Below are 18,123 nucleotides of genomic sequence, written 5' to 3'. Positions count from 1 at the left end.
ATCCGGTTCGCGCTCCGGTGACGAACAATGGTGCGAAGAGCAGCTCGCCCGATCTCGATGCGATGAGGAAATGTCGATGACGAACGACTCGGTGGTTCTCGCCGACGCCGACGGCCGCCCGTGCGGCACCGCCGACCGCGAGGGGGTGCACGGACCGGACACCCCGCTGCACTTCGCCTTTTCGTGCCATCTCGTCGTCGACGGCCGCATCCTCATGACACGCCGGGCGTTGTCCAAGCGCAGCTGGCCCGGGGTGTGGACCAACTCGTTCTGCGGTCATCCGCGCCCCGGCGAGGACGTCGTCGACGCCGTGCACCGGTATGCCCGGCGCGAGCTCGGTATCGAGGTGGCCGATGTCCGCTGCATCCTGCCGGACTTCCGGTACCGGGCGGTCGACGCGAGCGGCATCGTGGAGAACGAGATCTGCCCGGTGTTCGTCGCACGTCCGCTGGGAACACTTCGACCGGATCCCGATGAGGTCGCCGAGCACGCCTGGGCCGACGTCGCCGACGTGTGGTCGCTCGTCGCGAACACCCCGTGGGCGGTCAGTCCGTGGTTCGTCGAGCAGGTGCGGCAGCTGCCGACCGACGACCCCGGTTCGGTCTACGACACCCATCCGGTGATGTCCCGGGCGTCGAATTCATGACGTCAGGCAATTGGCGTTCAGTCACCAGGTCGAGGAGCGGTCGGATGATGCACATTCCCGGTCACACTCAGGTGATCCCACCGCACCGGCGATACGACGAGGTCGCGGAAGCCTGTGCGGCGATGGTGATCAGGTCGTACTCGAGTTCGTTCGGACTCGCTTCGCGTCTGCTCACGCCGCGGATTCGGCGCGACGTCCAGAACATCTACGCGCTCGTGCGGGTGGCCGACGAGATCGTCGACGCCCCGCGCCCGGAGCAGGGGCTCGTTGACCGCAGCAATGAACTCGACCAGCTCGAGGAGCAGACCAGCGTCGCGCTCGTCACCGGGTCGAGCAGCAACCTCGTCGTCCACGCCTTCGCGCAGACCGCCCGCCGGGTCGGCATCGATCTTGATCTGGTCGGCCCGTTCTTCGACTCGATGCGCAGCGATCTGACCCAGGTCCAGCACGACTTCGAGTCGCTGGCCACCTACATCTACGGCTCGGCCGAGGTGGTCGGTCTGATGTGCCTGCGGGCGTTCCTCGCCGACGAGCCGAAATCCGCCGCCCAGTACGACCACCTCGCACCCGGCGCCCAACGGCTGGGCGCGGCCTTCCAGAAGATCAACTTCCTCCGCGACTTCGGCGAGGACAGCGACGGGCTGGGGCGGCGCTACCTGGTCGGCCTCGATCCCGACGATCCGGCGGACTCCGCCTGGTCGCTCTGGCTGGACGACATCGACCTCGACCTGACCGCCGCTGCGGCCGCCATCCCGCACCTGCCGGCGAGCAGCCGCGTCGCGGTGTGCACCGCGCACGACCTGTTCGCCGAGCTGACGGCCCGCCTTCGCGAGTCGTCGGCCACCGAGGCCCGCCGTACCCGCGTCCGCGTCCCGAACGCCGGGAAGGCGAAGATCGCGGCGGCCGCCGTCGCCCGCCGCGGTATGCCGCGACCCGCACGTGCCGACGCCGCCGGTCTGAACAGAAGGAAGAGCAACGTATGAGCGAGTCCCGACGCGTCGTCGTCATCGGTGGCGGAGTCGCCGGCCTGGCCACCGCCGCCCTCCTCGCCCACGACGGGCACGACGTCGAACTCGTGGAGAAGAACGACGACCTCGGTGGTCGGGCCGGTACCTGGGATCGCGACGGGTTCCGCTTCGACACCGGTCCGTCGTGGTGGTTGATGCCGGAGGTGTTCGACCATTTCTTCGAGATGCTCGGGACGTCGACCGCCGAGCAGCTCGATCTCGTCCGCCTCGACCCCGGTTACCGAGTGTTCTTCGACGACAACGGGTCCGACGAGAAGCCGATCGACGTGTTCGGTGACCAGGACCGGAACCGTGCGCTCTTCGACGAGATCGAGCCCGGCGCGGGAGCCGCACTCGACGACTATCTGCGCACCGGCAGGCAAGCGTATGACCTTGCCGTGGAACGGTTCCTGTACACCAGCTTCGACTCGCCACGTGCCTTCCTCGGCCTGCCGGTGTTGCGGCACGCGAAAACGCTTGTCACGCTGCTGACGACCTCGCTGCAGTCCTACATCGCGGCCCGCTTCACCGACCGCCGGCTCCGCCAGGTCCTCGGGTATCCGGCGGTGTTCCTCGGTTCCTCGCCCGAGCGCACCCCTGCGATGTATCACCTGATGAGCTGGCTCGACCTCGCCGACGGTGTGCGGTACCCCAACGGCGGCTTCACCACCCTGGTCGACGCGCTGGAGCGGGTTGCGCGGGAACGGGGCGTACGCATCTCCACCGGCACGGCCGCGACCGCCATCCTCACGCGGGAACGCGCTGGGAAGCGGTCCACGCCGTCGCGTCGTCGCGCCGAGGTGGCCGGCGTCCGCGTCGAAGGAGCCGACGGCACACCGCGAGAACTGGTCGCGGACATCGTGATCGGTGCCACCGATCTGCACCATCTCGAGACTCGGTTGCTGCCCCGGGAACTCCAGACCTTCCCCGAACGGTACTGGGACCGCGCCACCTCCGGCCCGGGGGCGGTGCTCGCACTCCTCGGCGTACGCGGTGAGATTCCCGAGTTGGCGCATCACTCCCTGTTCTTCACCGAGGACTGGAAGACCAACTTCGACGCCATCTTCGAGAGTCCCACGCGCGTACCGGACCCGGCGTCGCTCTATGTGTGCAAGCCGTCGGCCACCGACCCGTCGGTCGCGCCGTCGGACTCGGAGAACCTCTTCATCCTGGTGCCCGTCCCGCCCGACCCGGGTCTCGGCCGCGGCGGCGTGGACGGCGGCGGCGACCCCGACATCGAGAAGGTGACCGACCGGGCCATTGCGATGATCGGACAGTGGGCAGGTGTTCCCGACCTCGCCGATCGTGTCGTCGTCCGCCGCACCATCGGCCCCGCGGACTTCGTCGACTCGGTCAACTCGTGGTGCGGCGGAGCCCTCGGCCCGGCGCACACGCTGCGGCAGAGCGCGTTTCTGCGCTCGACGAACCGGTCACGCAAGGTCGACGGCCTCTTCTACGCCGGGTCGAGCACGCGTCCCGGCATCGGCCTGCCGATGTGCCTGATCAGCGCCGAACTCATCCGGAAGAAGCTCCGCGGCGACCGGTCGGTGGGGCCGATGCCGGTCGCGACACGCTGACCTGCGCCGGAAGGTTTGGAACGCAGATCATCCGGGTACGGTCGCGTGACAGGGCTCACAGCGAGCGGCGCGAAAGGTACCGGTGACATGGAGAAGGCACGGACGAATGCGTGGTGGCGCGGCCCGCGATGGACGTGGTCTCGTCAGCACCTGACCCCCGAAGAGCGCCGGAACCTCCAGGCCTCCCGTGTTCCGGTGGCGGTCGTGACGGCGTCGCTGGGTGGACATGCGTACAGCTATCGCGACCGGGTCTGATCTGACGCTTCGAGGTCCCACGACTCGCTGATCGCATCGTGGCGATGGTTGAGGCAGGTGCTCGATCACCGTACGGGCGAGCGCTACCTGCTCGAGGGATTTCCCGGGGCGGACTGGGCACGCAACGTCCGTGCGGCCGAGGGACGTGCCCAGCTGTCGGTGGGAGGGGAGATGAGCGATGTCCGCCTCGTCGAACTCTCGGCCGATCAGGCCGTTCCGGTGCTACGCGCCTGGCCGGAGCTGGCGGGCACCGACGGCCCGAAGATGATGAAGGACGCGGGAGTCGTCGACGACGTGACCCCGGAAGCCTTTGCTGCCGCGGCGGGCCGATGCGCCGTGTTCCGTATCGATCCGCGCTAAAGGCTCCGATGAGCAAGGCCCATCGGTCAGTGACTCACGGCCGGACCGATCAGCTCCGCCACGATCTTCGCCGACATGACCACGAGCGGCAGACCGCCGCCGGGATGCGACGATCCGCCGACGAGGTAGAGGCCCGGCACCGGGGAGGTGTTCGACGGCCGGAGGAACGCCGAGCGGGGTCCATTCGACGACGACCCGTAGATGGAGCCGCCCGGTGTCCTGGTCCGACGTTCGAGGTCGGCGGGCGAGACGATCAGACGGTGGCGCACGTGGCCGGTCACGTCGAGTCCACGATCGGCCATCACCTCGAGAATCTGGTCGGCGTAAGAGTCCGCCAAGCCCTTGGCGTCCCAGTCGACGCCGTGCTCGGGGTCGTGGCGGGGTGCGTTCACCAGCACGAACCACGCGCCGGTTCTCGGGGCGGGCACGATCTCGGGATCGGCGGGAGCCGAGATGTACACGGTCGGTCGAGCGACCGGACGCGGTGAGCCGCGGAATCCGAAGACCGCGTCGAACTCCTCGTCGTAGTCCTCGGCGAACAGCACCTGGTGGTGCGGCGCAGCGGGCGGATGGTCGAGGGCGAGGAGGAGGACGAACCCGGACAGCGACGGCGTCGTCCGTCGCAGCAGCGCCGCGGGCCGACGCGCGGCGCGACGCGGTACGAGACGGTCGTAGACCTGCTGGGCGTCGGCGTTCGCGACGACCAGATCGGCTGGGCGCCGGCTTCCGTCGGACAGCACCACGCCATCGGCCCGACCGGTGTGGTCCACGGAGATCCGGTCGACCTCGACACCGAGCTCGACCCGCCCGCCGAGTTCGATGAGACGGTCGTGCATCGCGGTGGCGATGCGGCCCAATCCGCCTCGTACATACCATGATCCGAATGCCTGCTCGGACCACGGCACGGACGCGAGCGCCGCCGGCGCGCGGCGCGGGTCGGAACCGGTGTAGGTCGCGTAGCGGTCCAGCAGCATCCGCAGGCGCGGGTCGTCGAGGTAATCCTCGCCGAGTCCACGCAGCGTTCTCCATGGCGCGACGGTCCGCACATCCGTCGGCGTGGCGATCCCGCCGATCATCGTGCGGATGCTCATCGGCGATTCCAGGAAGGGTTCGTGCGTGACGTCCCAGACACGTTGTGCGCGTTCCAGAAACGATGACCACTGAGCGCCTCGCCCACGCCCCAGTGCGGCGTCGAGGGCAGCGGGGATGTCGTCGAGCGTTCCGGGCATGTCCAGTTCGGTGCCGTCCGGGAAGCGGTAGCGCGCGGCGACGGGGAGCCGTTCGAGGGTCAGGTGGTCGTGGATCGACGCGCCCGTGGCGTCGAAGAGTTCTTCGAAGACGTGCGGCATCGTGACGAGCGACGGCCCGGTGTCGAAGATGAACCCGTCGTGCTCGATGACCCCGAGTTTGCCGCCGACATCGTCGAATTGCTCGAGAACGGTGACATCGTGACCGGTCGCGGCGAGGCGCATCGCGACGGAGAGTCCGCCGACGCCCGCGCCGATCACCACGACCCGCGTCATCGACGGACCTCGATGGGGCGTCCCTTCCAGTGCAGGTCGCCGCGCTGTCGGGCCAGCGTCGAATCGACTGCGAGACCGGTGAAGACGAGGATGGAGAGCGGATGGGCGAAGGCGTCCGGCCATCCGCGTCCGCCGGTGCAGCGTGCGGACACCACCCGTGAGGCCACCCCGGCCAGGTATCCGACGAGACCCGTCCGGGAGCCGAACAGTGCTGCTGCCGCGGGGAGTACGTACATCAGGCACAGCAGACCGGTGACGCCCAGCGTCCCGCCCGGAGACCCGAAGGCCGACCACAGCGACTTGCGGTAACCCGCGCGGACCTCGTCCCAGCCGCGGTACATACGGCAGGTGGCGACGTCGCTTCCCTCGGCCACGACGCCGCGACCGCCGGCCGCCTTGACGGCGCGCAACAGGGCGATGTCCTCGAGGACCACGTCGTGCACCGCCTCGTGACCGCCGGCACGACGGTACATCGCGGCATCGACGACCAGGAACTGACCGTTTGCGGCGGTGAGAGATTCGCGCGGTGAGCGCTCGGCGAGACCGAGGGGCAGGGTGCTCAGCCAGGACCACTGCAGCAGCGGTTGCACCAGTCGCTCGCCCGCGCCGACCGCGACCTGCCGGGGGTACGGGCTCACCAGATCGAGTCCGGCGTTGCGGAGCAAGGCGAACGATGAGGTGAACGCGTGGGGCTCGACCACGACGTCGGCGTCGAGGAAGACGTGGACCCCGCCGGGGAACGCCTTCTCCGCGAGTTGGGCGCAGGCCCAGGTCTTTCCGAGCCACCCGGGAGGAGGCGCCGAGCCGGGGTGGACACGAACCCGGTCGTCCATCGAGGCCAGGCGGGCGAGCACGGCGTCGGTTCCATCCGCCGAGCCGTCGTCGAGCACGTGGATCCGGGCCGGTCCTGGCCAGCGATCCGCCGCCTCGAGGACGGCCAGTAGGCAGCGTTCGGCGTTGTGCGCCTCGTCGCGCATCGGGATGAGAACCGACAGTGGTTCCGGCGCCGGGATGTCGGCGAGACCGGGCCGACGGACCCGGCGGGCGTTGTCGAGGGTCAGGGCCAGCGACGCCAGCGACATAGCGGTTCCCGTCGCGACCAGCGGCCGCAGCAGGTCAGACACCCGCACGGCGACCCCTGATCTCGACGACGAGCAGCGGGATGGCGATGACACCCATGAGGAGACCCCCTGTGAGGGCGACGGACGGACGGCCGAAGAACACCGCGTGCGCCATCACCGAGGAGAAGTAGGTCCACAGGTACGCGGTGACGGGCACGGCGTCCATCCCGGAAGACCCGGTCGCGTCGGGATCGTCGCGGCGGATGAGGAGGTCGAGCATGCCGACGATGAGAAACGAGACCAGCAGCCAGCCCGCGAAATTCGTCAGCGGGATGTCGGCGACCCCGGGCAGCGACGGCGTCGGGTACCGCCACACCCAGTTGCCCTGGTCGACCATCTGCGGATCGAGGAACACATCCCACGCCGTGAGTGCATAAGCACCCACGACGGCGGTGGCGGGCCCAACCCACCGTCCGGCGATGCCCATCGCACGGACGAGTCGTCGGGTCACGACCAGCGCGGGCCACGACATCATGATCCAGGCCAGCGGGACCAGGACCGGGACGCCGAGGACCTTCAGTCCCAGCCCGTCGGTGTACTCGTATGTGCCGAACGGGAACCCGGTGCTCACACCGACGGATTCGGCGATCAGCCCGCCACCACCGGCCACCACCGCGAGGGCGACCGCGGCGGCGGCGCCGCGGGTTGCGGCAACGTGGACGAGCGAGGCCGACGCCAGGAGCAGCACGCTCGCGACGGTCAGCGGCAGGGTGCCGCCACCGGTCAGCGGAAACGCGATCTGGACGCCGATCGTCGCCGCCAGCAGGATCCACGCCAGGGTGACCAGGCCGCGGTTCCAGGGCGCGGTGCCGTCGGTACGCCGCGATCGCGACGATTGGTCCGATCGGTGCGAAGTGGAGCCGTCCAGGAGACTCACGCCGGTCTCCCCTCATATGTGCCGACGACCTCGGTGACGGCGAAACGGGCGAACAATTCCTCGGCATACCAGCGCGACGGTGCGGTCCGCCGAACCGCCGACAGATGTGCGGGGGAGCGGTAGGCGAAGCCGGTGAGGTCCTGCGCCGAATTCCAGATCGAGAACGTGCCCTGCACCCCGAGCGGGAGTTCGCCGACGCCGAGGGCCAATCGATTGCCCTGTGCCCCGGCGAGTTCGGTCGCCACCGGCGGGACGGCACGCCAGAACGATGCCATCTTCGTGGGCCGGAGGCGTGCCCGGGTCAACGCGGCGACCGGGCCCGCCCAATCCGGTCCGGACGCGTCGTGGTCGGTCGACGATCGCACCGTCTCGAACGGGTCGACGCGCGACCAACGGCCCTTCGACCGGAGTGGTCGCATGGTGATCCGGAGTTCCTCCGTGCTGGACTCTCGCCATCGGCGGAACACGACGGAATCGCTTGCGGCCGAAGCAGCGTCGGCGTCGTGCCATACCGTCAACGCGGCCCAGTGTCTCAGGTCGGCGCTCTCGAGGGTGAACGTGCGTGCGGTGCCGGTGCCCAGCAGTTTGGCGAAACGCAGACCGGGAGTACGGCGCAGCACCCGTCGACCCGACGACATCCGGCCGAGCGCCGGTAGCACGCGGTCGACACCCCAGACGCGGAGTTCGACCGTCGGCCCGGCGGGAGCGGTCATGCGCGCCGCCACACGCAACGTTCGATGAGGGCGGTCAGTGCGTGCCGGCTCGCCGGGTCCATCGGAGCGGCGTCGACGATGCCGAGCGCTTCCGCGTGCAGGTCGGCGATACGCTGTTCCACTCGTTCGACGGCGCCGGTGGAGTACAGGACCTCACGCATCCGCGCGGCACCGTCGGCGTCGAGGTCCGGATTGCCAAGACCGTCGGCGAGCACGCGGCGCTCCATCCGTCCCGCCGATTCCTCGGCCGCCGCGATGAGCATCGTGCGCTTGCCTTCCCGTAGGTCGTCGATGGCGGGTTTGCCGGTGACCTTCTCGTCGCCGAAGACGCCCAGGATGTCGTCGCGGAGCTGGAAGGCCTCGCCGGCGGTGATGCCGATCCGATCGTATGCCTCGAGAAGCGCCGACGGGGCACCCGCGAGCGTGCCGCCCAGACGCAGCGGCTGACCGATCGTGTACCGCGCACTCTTGTAGCGCAGGACCCGTGCCGTGCGATCGGCGTCGGTGGTGTCCTCGGTCTGACTCAGCATGTCCAGGTACTGGCCCGCGTAGGCCTCGTCGCGCATCACCGACCAGGTGTCGCGGACCGCGCGTCGGATGTCCGCGGACACGTCGTCCACCGCGGCAGCGGCGAGGTCGTCGGACCAGGACAGGCACATGTCGCCGACGAGGATCGCGACGGCGGTGCCATGGCGCTCGGCGTCCCCACGGCGTCGGCCGCACAGATGATCGTCGGCGAAGTGCCGATGCACGGTGGGCAGGCCGCGCCGGACGTCGCTGTCGTCCATCACGTCGTCGTGCACGAGGGCGGCGAGATGGAACAGTTCGATGGCGGCCGCCATCTCGACGATGCCCGCGACGCTCCGACCACCGGCGGCGCCTCGGGCGCCCCAGAGGCAGAACGACGCGCGCAGGCGTTTACCTCCGCCGATCCGCGCCGAGAGGACATCGATCGCCGGCGTCAATTCCCCGCCGACCTGCTGCAAGGTGGTGGCGTGGCGACGAAAGTGCGCCGCCAGCACCTCTTCGACGAGTTCGAGATCCGTCGTCGAGGCGGTGATCGGGTGCAGATCGGGAGCCGGGGATGCCGACTGTGCAGGCGGCGCCGACGAGTCGGTCATCTCGGCGGTCGGTGTCATGACGGAGCCCTTCGAAAGTCCGGGGGAGCGGTCGGTTACCCCGTCTTCGGAGCCGCGATTGCGAGCGGATGGGTGACGGCGACATGTGGGCGTCGGCCACGCCGCGGCGTCGCGCCTGGGGTTTGCCGCACAGGAAACGCCGAACCACCGTCGATCGGTTGCCCATGTGTCCTGCCCGCCCCCGAAGGTCGGGAACGGGCAGGACCGTGTCGAGACGTCAGAAGAGCTGGTAGACCGTCGTTCCTCCGATGGTTGTGGCCGTGTAGTTGGCGGCGACCCACTCGGCGATCTCCGAGTTGCCGCCCGGACCGCCGCCGTCGTTGCCGAGGTAATAGGCGATCTTGCCGTCCTTGACGTAGGCGATGAACTGCTCGAGCGTGGGGGCCGGGTCCCCGCTCCATCCACCGATCGCCATGACGGAGGTGCCAGTGGCGATCTCGATCTCGGCGGCGGATTGCGACCCGTTGGTCGCGGCCGCCCACGTTGTCGTGGTTGCCCTCAGCGCGGCAACGAGTTCGGCGTTCGACGCGGTGTCGCCACCCGGGCCGCCCGTCATTCCGCTGCCGCCCTGCATGGCGGAGGGCGGGTTTCCCTGTTGGCCCGGGCGGGCGCCGGCCGGCTGGGCACCGGGCTGTCCGCCGTCCGCCCGACCCCCGGGGCCACTGCCCATGCCACCGCCGGGGCCGCCCATTCCGCCGCCATCGATCGAGGTCGACACCGCGGTCGGGATCGAGCCGTTGTGGGGGGTCGCCGCGGTTGCGATCGAGAACGCTGCCGTCCCGCCGAATCCGGCGAGCGAACCCGCGATGAGTGCCGCGGCAACCGCACGTCGCCACCCGCGTGCAGCACCGATGAGGAGGGCCACCACCGAGATCGAGGCGACCACGCCGATCAGCCAACGACACCAGGTCGGGCCGAAGTCGTTGCGGTTCAACAGGACAATCGACCACGCCGCGGCTGCACCGACCATCGCCGCCAGGGCGATCCTGGCCGCCCAGCGGTTGCGTCGACGCCAAGCGAGCACGCCGCCGAGTCCGATGACTGCGCCGATCGCCGGCGCCAGTGCCACCGTGTAGTACGGGTGGATCGTCCCGCTCATGAAGGAGAAGATCATGCCGGTGACCAGCAGCCAGCCGCCCCACGAGAGCACGGCTGCGGATTCCGTGCGTGCCAGACGGTGTTCGAAGCGGAAGACCGGGAAGCTGCACACCACCAGGTAGCCGGCGAAGAACAGCGCGATGAGTGCGGTCGGAAGCAACCAGGAGATCTCGTTGCCCATCTCGGAACCGAAGAGTCGGTCCAGCCCGGTGGACCCGCCGAAGGACCCGCCGGCCTGACCGCCGCCTCCTCCGCCGCCGCCGGAGGCACCACTGATGCGGCCGACGCCGTTGTAGCCGAGGACGAGGTCCATGAACGTGTTGTCCGTCGAACCACCGATATAAGGACGTGCCGATTCCGGCACGAGCATCGTGACCATCGGGAACCACAACGCGGAGACGAGCAATGCGGCGGTCGCACCGATGAGGTGGGCGATTCGTTTGCGCCACCCGGTCTTCGCGAACAGCAGGTAGGCGAGCCCGAAGAACGGCAGGATCAGCAGGCCCTGCAGCATCTTGGTGAGAAAGGCGAATCCCAGGGCGACGCCGACCAGGGCGAGCCACCGACCCGAGTTGGTGGCGACAGCCCGGGTCAGCGCGTACGCCGCGGCGACCATCAGCAACACCAGCAGTGCGTCCGGGTTGTTGAAACGGAACATCAACGCGGCCGCCGGGGTGAAGGCCAGCACGGCGCCGGCGATCAGGCCGGCCGCGGCACCCAGTTGGGGGTCGCGGATCGTCCGACGCATCGTCGCGTACAGGAGCCCGACCGCGGCCACGCCCATCAGCGCCTGGGGCGCCAGAACGGCCCACGAGTTCATCCCGAAGATGCGGACGCTGAGTCCGCTCACCCACAGTGAGGCCGGCGGCTTGTCGACGGTGATGAAGTTCGATGCGTCGAGTGCACCGAAGAACCAGGCCTTCCAACTCTGTGATCCGGCCTGCGCCGCAGCGGCGTAGAAGGTGTTGGCGTACCCGCTTGCGGACAGGTTCCACAGGTAGAGCACCGCGGTGACGGCCAGGAGTCCGACGAGGCCGAGCCGTCCCCACCATGGCCGGGCGGCGACGCGTCGTCGGTGCGCCGGGGCGGCGGGATCGGACGGCGACGGCGCCGGTGGTTTGTCCAGTACTGCGGTCATGGGTCCTCCTCAGATGATTCCTGTCCAGAGTCGACGCCTCCGCCACCGTCAGCCTGGAGATCGGCTGGCAGGTGGCTGTGAACGGTTTCGGGAACCCAGACGTAGCCTGAGTCGCATGGCTGTGGATGCAACGGTGCCCGTGGTGGCAGTCGGTCTCGTCGGTGGTTTCGCGGTCGCGCGCTACAGCGGGCGACGCGAACTCGGTGGTGTGGTGCTCGGCGCAGCCGGCGCCTGGTGCACTCGCCGGTGGGCGTCGACGAAGGGCCCCGCGGTCGCGGGCGGTCTGCTGGCCGGTTACCTGGCGGCGTTCGGCGGCTCGCACCCGCTGGCGAAGAAGATCGGCGCGTGGCCGTCGGTCGCGGCCGTGACCGTCGCCGCGGCGGGCGCCACTGCCGTCGCCACACGCTGAGCGGCGCGCCCCGGCAATACCGGCCGGACGCCCCGATGGCGGCACTACCATCACCACCCATGACCGCGGGATATGGGCGTGCACGGCAGAACGACATCTACACCGCCGGGGTGCACCGGCGAAAGCCGCGTGTACCAACGGATTTCGCCGAGCTCGAGCGACGTGCGAGACGTGCGATGTCGGCGCGTGCGTGGGCGTACATCGGCGGTGGTGCCGGTGAGGGACGCACCATGGCCGCCAACCGCGCGGCACTCGACCGCTGGGCGATCGTGCCGCGCATCCTGCGGGATGTCTCGCAGCGCAACCTCGAGGTCGAATTGTTCGGTCGCCGCATCACGGCGCCGGTGCTGTTCGCGCCGGTCGGCGCCGGTTCGCTCGCCGCGCCCGACGCCGACGCCCTCATCGGGCGTGCGGCCGCGGAACTCGGTGTCCCCTACATCTTGTCGAATCAGGCGAGCGTCTCGATGGAGGACGTCGCGGCCGCGATGGACGACACGAGCGCCGGGGCGCCGCGCTGGTTCCAGCTGTACTGGTCCACCGACGACGACCTCGTCGACAGCCTCCTGGAGCGCGCGGCGGCCATCCGCGCCGAGGCCGTCGTCGTCACCCTGGACACGACGATGCTCGGGTGGCGGCCGCAGGACCTGAACCTGGGTTCGCTGCCGTTCGCGCAGGGTGAGGGCATCGCCCAGTACACGTCCGACCGCAGGTTCGTCGACATCGTCGCCGAACGGCTACGTGGCGCTGCTGACGAACGTCCGGAGATCTCCCTCGGCGCGATCGCCACCCTCTTCTCCATCACCCGCAACGCCCCGGGCCGGTTCCTGCAGAACCTGCGGTCGCCGCAACCGCGTGCCGCGGTGCAGACCTTCCTCGACATCTACTCGCGACCGTCGCTGAACTGGGACGATCTTGCCGGCCTGCGCGCCCGCACCGCTCTTCCGATCGTGCTGAAGGGCGTGCTGCACCCCGACGATGCGCGTCGTGCCGTGGACGCCGGGGTGGACGGCATCATCGTCTCCAACCACGGCGGTCGGCAGGTCGACGGCGCGATCAGCACGATCGACGCCCTCGACGCCATCGCGCCGGTCGTCGACGGTCGCATCAAGGTCCTCGTCGACTCCGGGATCTACACCGGTTCCGACGTGTTCAAGGCGCTCGCCCTCGGGGCCGACGCCGCCTGCATCGGACGACCGCACATGTACGGCCTGGCGCTCGCGGGAGCCGACGGTGCCCGCGACGCGGTCGCCGACATCATCGCCGAACTCGACCTCACCCTCGGACTGTCCGGGCACACCGACGTCGCCGACCTCGACCGCGAGGCGCTGCGCCGGATGTAGGCCGTCTGGCGTCTGTTCGAGAGAGAGACCCACTGCTCCCTGAGCAGCGCCCGAAGCTTGCGGAGGGTGCGTCGCGAAGGGTCAGACCAGCGGCCGCCCGGTGCGCATGCGCCACCGGACGTCGGCGAGCAGGACGTTGAACGGAAAGCCGCGCACCCACCGCGGGGCCCGCGTGATGATCGCGCGCAGGACCGCGTTGTGCTTGTCGAAGTACAGCTCCTGCCACGGCGAGAGCTGGACGCGCATCTTGCGGCGGAAGTTCTCCGGCAGGAAGCCGATGGCCATGATCTCGAAATGCCAGCCGAAGAGCCGCGAGATCACCGGGCCGAGGAACTCGGCGCGCGCGATCGACATCAGGTACTCGCGGATGGTGTCGTCGATCTCGAGCGTCTCGACCGTGTCGTTCCAGTAGGTCTCGAAGTCCTCGCGGGTGGCGGGCCACATCTCGCGGGGGACCTGCAGCGTCGTGCCCAGAACGGCGCCGGCCTGATAGCGCTCGTCGGTCACCTCGGTGACCCCGCCGAAGATGCGATGGACGTCCTCGGTGCCTCGGTACAGACACGCGGCGACCCACAACTGCAGCTTCGGATCAAAGGCGTTGTACTTCACCGGGCTGTTGGCGGTCGAACGGACCTGCGCATGGGCCTTGCCGATGGCCTTGCGGTAGGCCTTCCGGTCTTTGGCGCTACCGAGTCCGGCGACGGCGAGGTAGCTCAACGTGGTGCGGCCGCGCTTCATCGGATGCTTGAACAGGTTTCCCGAGTCGACGCGGCTCTCGTACACGCCGTAACCGACCGCGGGGAGGCTGAGCTGCATGATCACGTTCGCCGCGCCCGCGATCACACCGATGCCGAGCGGGTCGAGGTCGCTGGTGGGGAGTGCATCGAGCTCTGCGCGGGACATACGGGCGGAGGAGGGGAGGAACTCGGTGTCGGGGCGCTCCGCGGTGAGAAACTCCTGCACTTCGGCGGTCACATCCGTCACCGGTTGTGCTGACAGTGCCGAACTTCCACTGGTGATAGGCTCCGTTGCCATCGAACACCCCTCCTGCTCGAATTCTGGAAACGTCTGTTTCCCGTTTTATGACACACCTAACTTACCGGGGTGTCAAGATAGGAATCATGGGACGAGCACCATCGACCCCGGACAGCCGTTCCGGTGCGGACTCCGACGCGGCCGGCACGCTTCGGGCCTATGGCGGCGAGGGCGGCGACACCCGGGTCGCGCGGCGTCGATCCGCCCTCATCGATGCAGGACTGGATCTGCTCGGCGCCGATGACGTGGGCGCGGTGACCGTGCGCGGCGTGTGCCGGCAGGCCGGACTCACCGCCCGTTACTTCTACGAGAGCTTCGAATCCGTCGATCAGCTGGTCGGCGTCATGTACGACGAGGTCATCGAAGAGATCGCGCAAGCCAGTCTGGCAGCCTTCTCCGAGGGGGCCAGCATGCGTGCGAAGGTCGCCGGTGCGGTGTCGGCGATCGTCGACGTCATCGACGCGGACCGCCGCAAAGGCAGGCTGCTCTTCTCGCAGGCGCTTCTGAGTCCGGTCATCGCGGCCAAGCGCATGGAGTCGACGACGTTGTTCGCCGGCCTCACCCTGCAGAGCACGTCGGCCATTCTCGACGTCCACGTCGGGCCGGCGGCAGCGGTCGGCGTTGCGCACTATCAGGTCGGCGGTCTGAGCCGGTTGCTCGCGGCGTGGCTCGAGGGCGAGGTCGAACTCGGCAAGGCCGACGTGGTGGATCTGAGCATCGCGCTGCTCGTCTCACCCGCCGAGATGCTCGAGAAGAGTCTCTCGCGTCGCACCGGCGATGCGGAGTAGGTCCGCATGTCGGGATATGTTTGATGGCATGAGTGGCGGAACCGGCGAAGCAGACATCCGTCCGGCGACGCGGCCACTGGGCGGCTGGCGGGATTACGGCGAGCCCGAACTGCCGGTCCCGTTGGCGGCGGCGCTGGCGGCGTTCGCCGAACAGGGCTACCACGGGACCTCGGTCCGGGAGATCGCCGCGCGGGCCAATTTGTCGGTGCCAGGGCTCTATCACCACTACCCGTCGAAGCAGTCGTTGCTGCAGGGGCTCCTCGAACGCACGATGACCGACCTCCTGGCACGCTCGGAGGCCGCGATCGTCGAGGCGGGTCCCGAGCCGATCCGGCAGTTCGACGCCGTCGTCGAGTCGCTTCTGCGGTTCCACATGTATCGCCGCGAGCAGGCGTTCGTCGGTTCCACCGAGATCCGCAGCCTCGACGACAACTACCGGCCCACCTACATCGGACACCGGGACCGCCAGCAGCGGATGGTCGACGTGATCGTCTTCGCCGGCGTCGAAACGGGTGAGTTCACCACCGAGTATCCGAAAGATGCGGCGCGTGCCGTGGCCACCATGTGCGTCGGGGTGTCCACCTGGTTCAAGCTCGACGGTCTGCTGGGTCCGGACGAACTCATCGCGCGCAATCTCCAGATGGCCCGCGCGCTGGTCGGGTATCGCACACCCTGACGGCCGTCGCGCAGGGCGCCGTCTGCTGGGCCGCTTGACCCGGCGGGTATCGCCTGGCAAGGTATGCAACGCCGAGCGATCGATCGGTCGGTGTTCGGGGATCCCCACCCTGCTCATGCGTTAAGGAGTCACCATGCCCATAGACCTGCGGCACGACGACGACGTGCTCGACGTCGTCGCGAAGACCGAGGCCTTCGTCCGCGACTACGTCCTGCCCATCGAGGACGAGGCGGCCGGTGACATCACGGCGGCCGGTGGTGACGACATCCGTCGCGAGATGAACGCCAAGGCCAAGGAGGCAGGGGTCTTCGGCCCGCATGCCCCGGTCGAGTACGGCGGACTCGGTCTCAACATGTGTGACCGCGCGCCGGTGTTCGAGGCGGCCGGGTATTCGACGTTCGGTCCGATCGCGCTGCACATCGGTGCGCCGGACGAGGGCAACGTGCACATGCTCGCGCACATCGCGAGCGAGGATCAGCGGCAGAAGTACCTCGCCCCGCTGGCCGCTGGAGATGTCCGTTCGGCGTTCGCGATGACCGAACCGGCTCCGGGCGCCGGTTCGGATCCCAACGCGCTGCGCACGGAGGCCGTCCGTGTGGACGGCGGCTGGAAGATCAACGGCGACAAGCACTTCATCACCGGCGCCGACGGTGCGGGCTTCTTCATCATCATGGCGCGGACCTCGGGCGCGCCCGGTGACCGCGGCGGCGCAACCATGTTCCTCGCGCCCGCCGATGCGCCCGGGTTGACCGTCGGGCGCCACATCAACACTATCGACAAGGCGATGATCGGCGGTCACTGCGAGGTGACCTTCACCGACCTCTTCGTTCCCGACGAGGACATCCTCGGCGAGGTGAACGAGGGTTATCGCTACGCCCAGGTCCGGCTCGGGCCGGCTCGGATGACCCACGTGATGCGCTGGCTCGGCTCGGCGAAGCGCTGCCAGGACGTCGCCGTCGACTATGTCTCACGCCGTGAGGGATTCGGTGGCCGCCTCGGAGATCTGGGCATGATCCAACAACTCGTCGCCGACAACGAGATCGACCTCGCCGCGACTCGCGCGTTGCTGCTGAAGGCCTGCCACGAGCTCGATCTGGGCAACCACGCGTCGGACGAGACATCGATCGCGAAGACCTTTGCTGCCGAGGCGTATTCGCGGATCGCCGATCGCAGCATCCAGATGTGTGGCGGGCTCGGTGTGTCCGCCGACCTCCCGCTGGCCCGCCTGTCGCAGGAACTCCGGCCGTTCCGCATCTACGACGGCCCGTCCGAGGTCCACCGGTGGGCGATCGCCCGTCGCGCCGTCGGGCGTGCGAAGAAGGCCCAGCAGGCGCTCGAGGCGAAGGCATCGGCGGGTGCCCGATGACCGCCACGGACGCAGCACTCGACCAGGATCGCCTGCGCCGGTTGCTGATCGACAACGGAGTCGAGCCCGCAGGTGAGCTGACCATCGACCTCATCAGCGGCGGCAAGTCCAATCTCACCTACACGGTCACCGACGGCGTGACCACGTGGGTGGCGCGCCGACCGCCGACCGGCGGACTGACGCCGTCGGCTCACGACATGGGCCGTGAATGGGCGGTCACCAGTGCGCTGCAGTCGACGTCGGTCCCGGTTGCGCGGACCGTCGCTTTCGACGCCGACGGCTCGGTCATTGGTGCGCCGTGCACCGTGGTGGAGTTCGTGGACGGCCGCGTCGTCCGGACCGCGGAAGACCTCGACGCCTACTCAGACGACGAGGTCGCCCGCAATCTCGACGCCTTGGTGCAGACGTTGGCCGACCTGCACGCGGTGGACTATCGCGAGGTCGGGCTTGGCGAGTTCGGTCGGCCCGCGGGTTTCGCCGCCCGCCAGGTGAAACTGTGGGCGCGGCAGTGGGGGCACGTGAAGACGCGTGAACTCCCCGACGTCGAGCGTCTCGTCGACGCGCTCGCCGCGCGAGTTCCGAAGCAGGCGCGAGAGTCGGTGGTGCACGGTGACTTCCGGGTCGACAACACGATCATCGACGCCGACGACCCGGCCCGGATCGCGGCGGTCGTCGACTGGGAGATGTCGACCCTCGGAGATCCGCTCACCGATGTCGCGCTGATGTGCGTCTACCGCACCGGCGCCTTCGACCAGGTTCTCGGCTTCTCCGCGGCCTGGACCAGTGACCGTTATGCGTCGGTCGACGAGATCGCTCAGAAGTATTCGACCGCAACGGGTGTCGACCTGGGTGACTGGGACTTCTACCTGGGGTTGGCGAACCTGAAGCTCGGCGTGATCGCCGAGGGGATCACCTACCGCGCACTCTCGGGGGCGTCGTCGGGCGACGGCGCCGAAAAGGCTGCCGAGGCGACGGCGGCGTTCATCGCCGACGGCCTAGGCCACATCAGCTGATCGAGCAACGGCGTCAACAGAACACAGTCGCGCGGTGCGCGC

18 protein-coding genes are annotated in these 18,123 nt (G+C 69.0%); 11 read left to right on the top strand and 7 right to left on the bottom strand.

Annotated features, from left to right (window positions below; all coding sequences use genetic code 11):
- Nucleotides 1-76: 76 nt before the first annotated feature.
- The 5 genes from idi (at nt 77) to ACFUEJ_RS00235 (ending at nt 3,845) form a co-directional block, all read left to right on the top strand.
- On the top strand, nt 77-646 hold the full coding sequence (gene idi / locus ACFUEJ_RS00255; protein ID WP_058252326.1) for an isopentenyl-diphosphate Delta-isomerase: 570 nt from the start codon (nt 77-79) through the stop codon (nt 644-646).
- A 44-nt stretch (nt 647-690) separates the two neighbouring features.
- Nucleotides 691-1,629 carry a squalene/phytoene synthase family protein gene (locus tag ACFUEJ_RS00250; RefSeq protein ID WP_058252290.1) on the top strand — a complete coding sequence of 313 codons (939 nt, stop codon included), beginning with the start codon at nt 691-693 and terminating at the stop codon, nt 1,627-1,629.
- Nucleotides 1,626-3,230: a phytoene desaturase family protein gene (crtI, locus tag ACFUEJ_RS00245; RefSeq protein WP_058252289.1), complete on the top strand. Its 1,605-nt coding sequence runs from the start codon at nt 1,626-1,628 to the stop codon at nt 3,228-3,230. The genes ACFUEJ_RS00250 and crtI overlap by 4 nt, the downstream gene beginning before the upstream one ends.
- Before the next feature lie 87 nt (nt 3,231-3,317).
- Nucleotides 3,318-3,485 (top strand): hypothetical protein, encoded by a 168-nt coding sequence (locus tag ACFUEJ_RS00240; RefSeq protein ID WP_156422435.1) that lies wholly within the window; start codon nt 3,318-3,320, stop codon nt 3,483-3,485.
- Between the two features lie 57 nt (nt 3,486-3,542).
- Entirely contained in the window at nt 3,543-3,845 is a 303-nt protein-coding gene (locus ACFUEJ_RS00235; protein WP_231742446.1) for a hypothetical protein, read from the top strand.
- Nucleotides 3,846-3,871: 26 nt separating this feature from the next.
- Here the strand turns inward: ACFUEJ_RS00235 and ACFUEJ_RS00230 are convergent, their stop codons facing one another.
- The 6 genes from ACFUEJ_RS00230 to ACFUEJ_RS00205 form a co-directional block, all read right to left on the bottom strand.
- The gene (locus ACFUEJ_RS00230) at nt 3,872-5,368 is read right to left on the bottom strand and encodes an NAD(P)/FAD-dependent oxidoreductase (RefSeq protein ID WP_058252288.1); all 1,497 of its coding nucleotides are present in this window, start codon (nt 5,366-5,368) and stop codon (nt 3,872-3,874) included.
- On the bottom strand, nt 5,365-6,498 hold the full coding sequence (locus ACFUEJ_RS00225; RefSeq protein ID WP_058252287.1) for a glycosyltransferase family 2 protein: 1,134 nt from the start codon (nt 6,496-6,498) through the stop codon (nt 5,365-5,367). The genes ACFUEJ_RS00230 and ACFUEJ_RS00225 overlap by 4 nt, the downstream gene beginning before the upstream one ends.
- Nucleotides 6,485-7,366, bottom strand: coding sequence for a carotenoid biosynthesis protein (locus ACFUEJ_RS00220; protein WP_058252286.1), 882 nt, complete (start codon nt 7,364-7,366; stop codon nt 6,485-6,487). The genes ACFUEJ_RS00225 and ACFUEJ_RS00220 overlap by 14 nt, the downstream gene beginning before the upstream one ends.
- The gene (locus ACFUEJ_RS00215; protein WP_078113307.1) at nt 7,363-8,079 is read right to left on the bottom strand and encodes a monooxygenase; all 717 of its coding nucleotides are present in this window, start codon (nt 8,077-8,079) and stop codon (nt 7,363-7,365) included. Before ACFUEJ_RS00215 ends, ACFUEJ_RS00220 begins: the two co-directional genes overlap by 4 nt.
- Complete coding sequence (locus ACFUEJ_RS00210; protein ID WP_058252285.1) at nt 8,076-9,218, bottom strand: polyprenyl synthetase family protein; 1,143 nt, start codon at nt 9,216-9,218, stop codon at nt 8,076-8,078. The genes ACFUEJ_RS00215 and ACFUEJ_RS00210 overlap by 4 nt, the downstream gene beginning before the upstream one ends.
- Before the next feature lie 217 nt (nt 9,219-9,435).
- The gene (locus tag ACFUEJ_RS00205) at nt 9,436-11,454 is read right to left on the bottom strand and encodes a glycosyltransferase family 39 protein (protein WP_058252284.1); all 2,019 of its coding nucleotides are present in this window, start codon (nt 11,452-11,454) and stop codon (nt 9,436-9,438) included.
- Between the two features lie 115 nt (nt 11,455-11,569).
- Here ACFUEJ_RS00205 and ACFUEJ_RS00200 point away from each other — a divergent pair, with 115 nt between their 5' ends.
- Both ACFUEJ_RS00200 and ACFUEJ_RS00195 read left to right on the top strand, forming a co-directional pair.
- Nucleotides 11,570-11,863 carry a hypothetical protein gene (locus ACFUEJ_RS00200; RefSeq protein ID WP_171011687.1) on the top strand — a complete coding sequence of 98 codons (294 nt, stop codon included), beginning with the start codon at nt 11,570-11,572 and terminating at the stop codon, nt 11,861-11,863.
- A 59-nt stretch (nt 11,864-11,922) separates the two neighbouring features.
- On the top strand, nt 11,923-13,203 hold the full coding sequence (locus ACFUEJ_RS00195) for an alpha-hydroxy-acid oxidizing protein (protein WP_058252283.1): 1,281 nt from the start codon (nt 11,923-11,925) through the stop codon (nt 13,201-13,203).
- A gap of 81 nt (nt 13,204-13,284) precedes the next feature.
- On the opposite strand, the gene ACFUEJ_RS00190 is transcribed toward ACFUEJ_RS00195, so the two are convergent.
- Nucleotides 13,285-14,238, bottom strand: coding sequence for an oxygenase MpaB family protein (locus ACFUEJ_RS00190; RefSeq protein ID WP_058252282.1), 954 nt, complete (start codon nt 14,236-14,238; stop codon nt 13,285-13,287).
- An 86-nt stretch (nt 14,239-14,324) separates the two neighbouring features.
- Between ACFUEJ_RS00190 and ACFUEJ_RS00185 the strand changes: the two genes are divergently transcribed.
- The 4 genes from ACFUEJ_RS00185 to ACFUEJ_RS00170 all read left to right on the top strand — a co-directional run bounded on the left by ACFUEJ_RS00185 (nt 14,325) and on the right by ACFUEJ_RS00170 (nt 18,081).
- A complete protein-coding gene (locus ACFUEJ_RS00185; RefSeq protein ID WP_058252281.1) occupies nt 14,325-15,026 on the top strand; it encodes a TetR/AcrR family transcriptional regulator in 702 nt (233 codons plus the stop codon).
- Nucleotides 15,027-15,054: 28 nt separating this feature from the next.
- Entirely contained in the window at nt 15,055-15,702 is a 648-nt protein-coding gene (locus ACFUEJ_RS00180; protein WP_171011686.1) for a TetR/AcrR family transcriptional regulator, read from the top strand.
- A 133-nt stretch (nt 15,703-15,835) separates the two neighbouring features.
- Nucleotides 15,836-17,068: an acyl-CoA dehydrogenase family protein gene (locus ACFUEJ_RS00175; protein WP_058252279.1), complete on the top strand. Its 1,233-nt coding sequence runs from the start codon at nt 15,836-15,838 to the stop codon at nt 17,066-17,068.
- Nucleotides 17,065-18,081: a phosphotransferase family protein gene (locus ACFUEJ_RS00170; protein WP_058252278.1), complete on the top strand. Its 1,017-nt coding sequence runs from the start codon at nt 17,065-17,067 to the stop codon at nt 18,079-18,081. Before ACFUEJ_RS00175 ends, ACFUEJ_RS00170 begins: the two co-directional genes overlap by 4 nt.
- Nucleotides 18,082-18,123: the final 42 nt, after the last annotated feature.

It is taken from the genome of Gordonia sp. NPDC057258 (assembly GCF_042668985.1).
GTDB classification, from domain to species: Bacteria; Actinomycetota; Actinomycetes; order Mycobacteriales; family Mycobacteriaceae; genus Gordonia; species Gordonia hongkongensis.
This window is presented reverse-complemented; position numbering and strand designations above follow the sequence as displayed.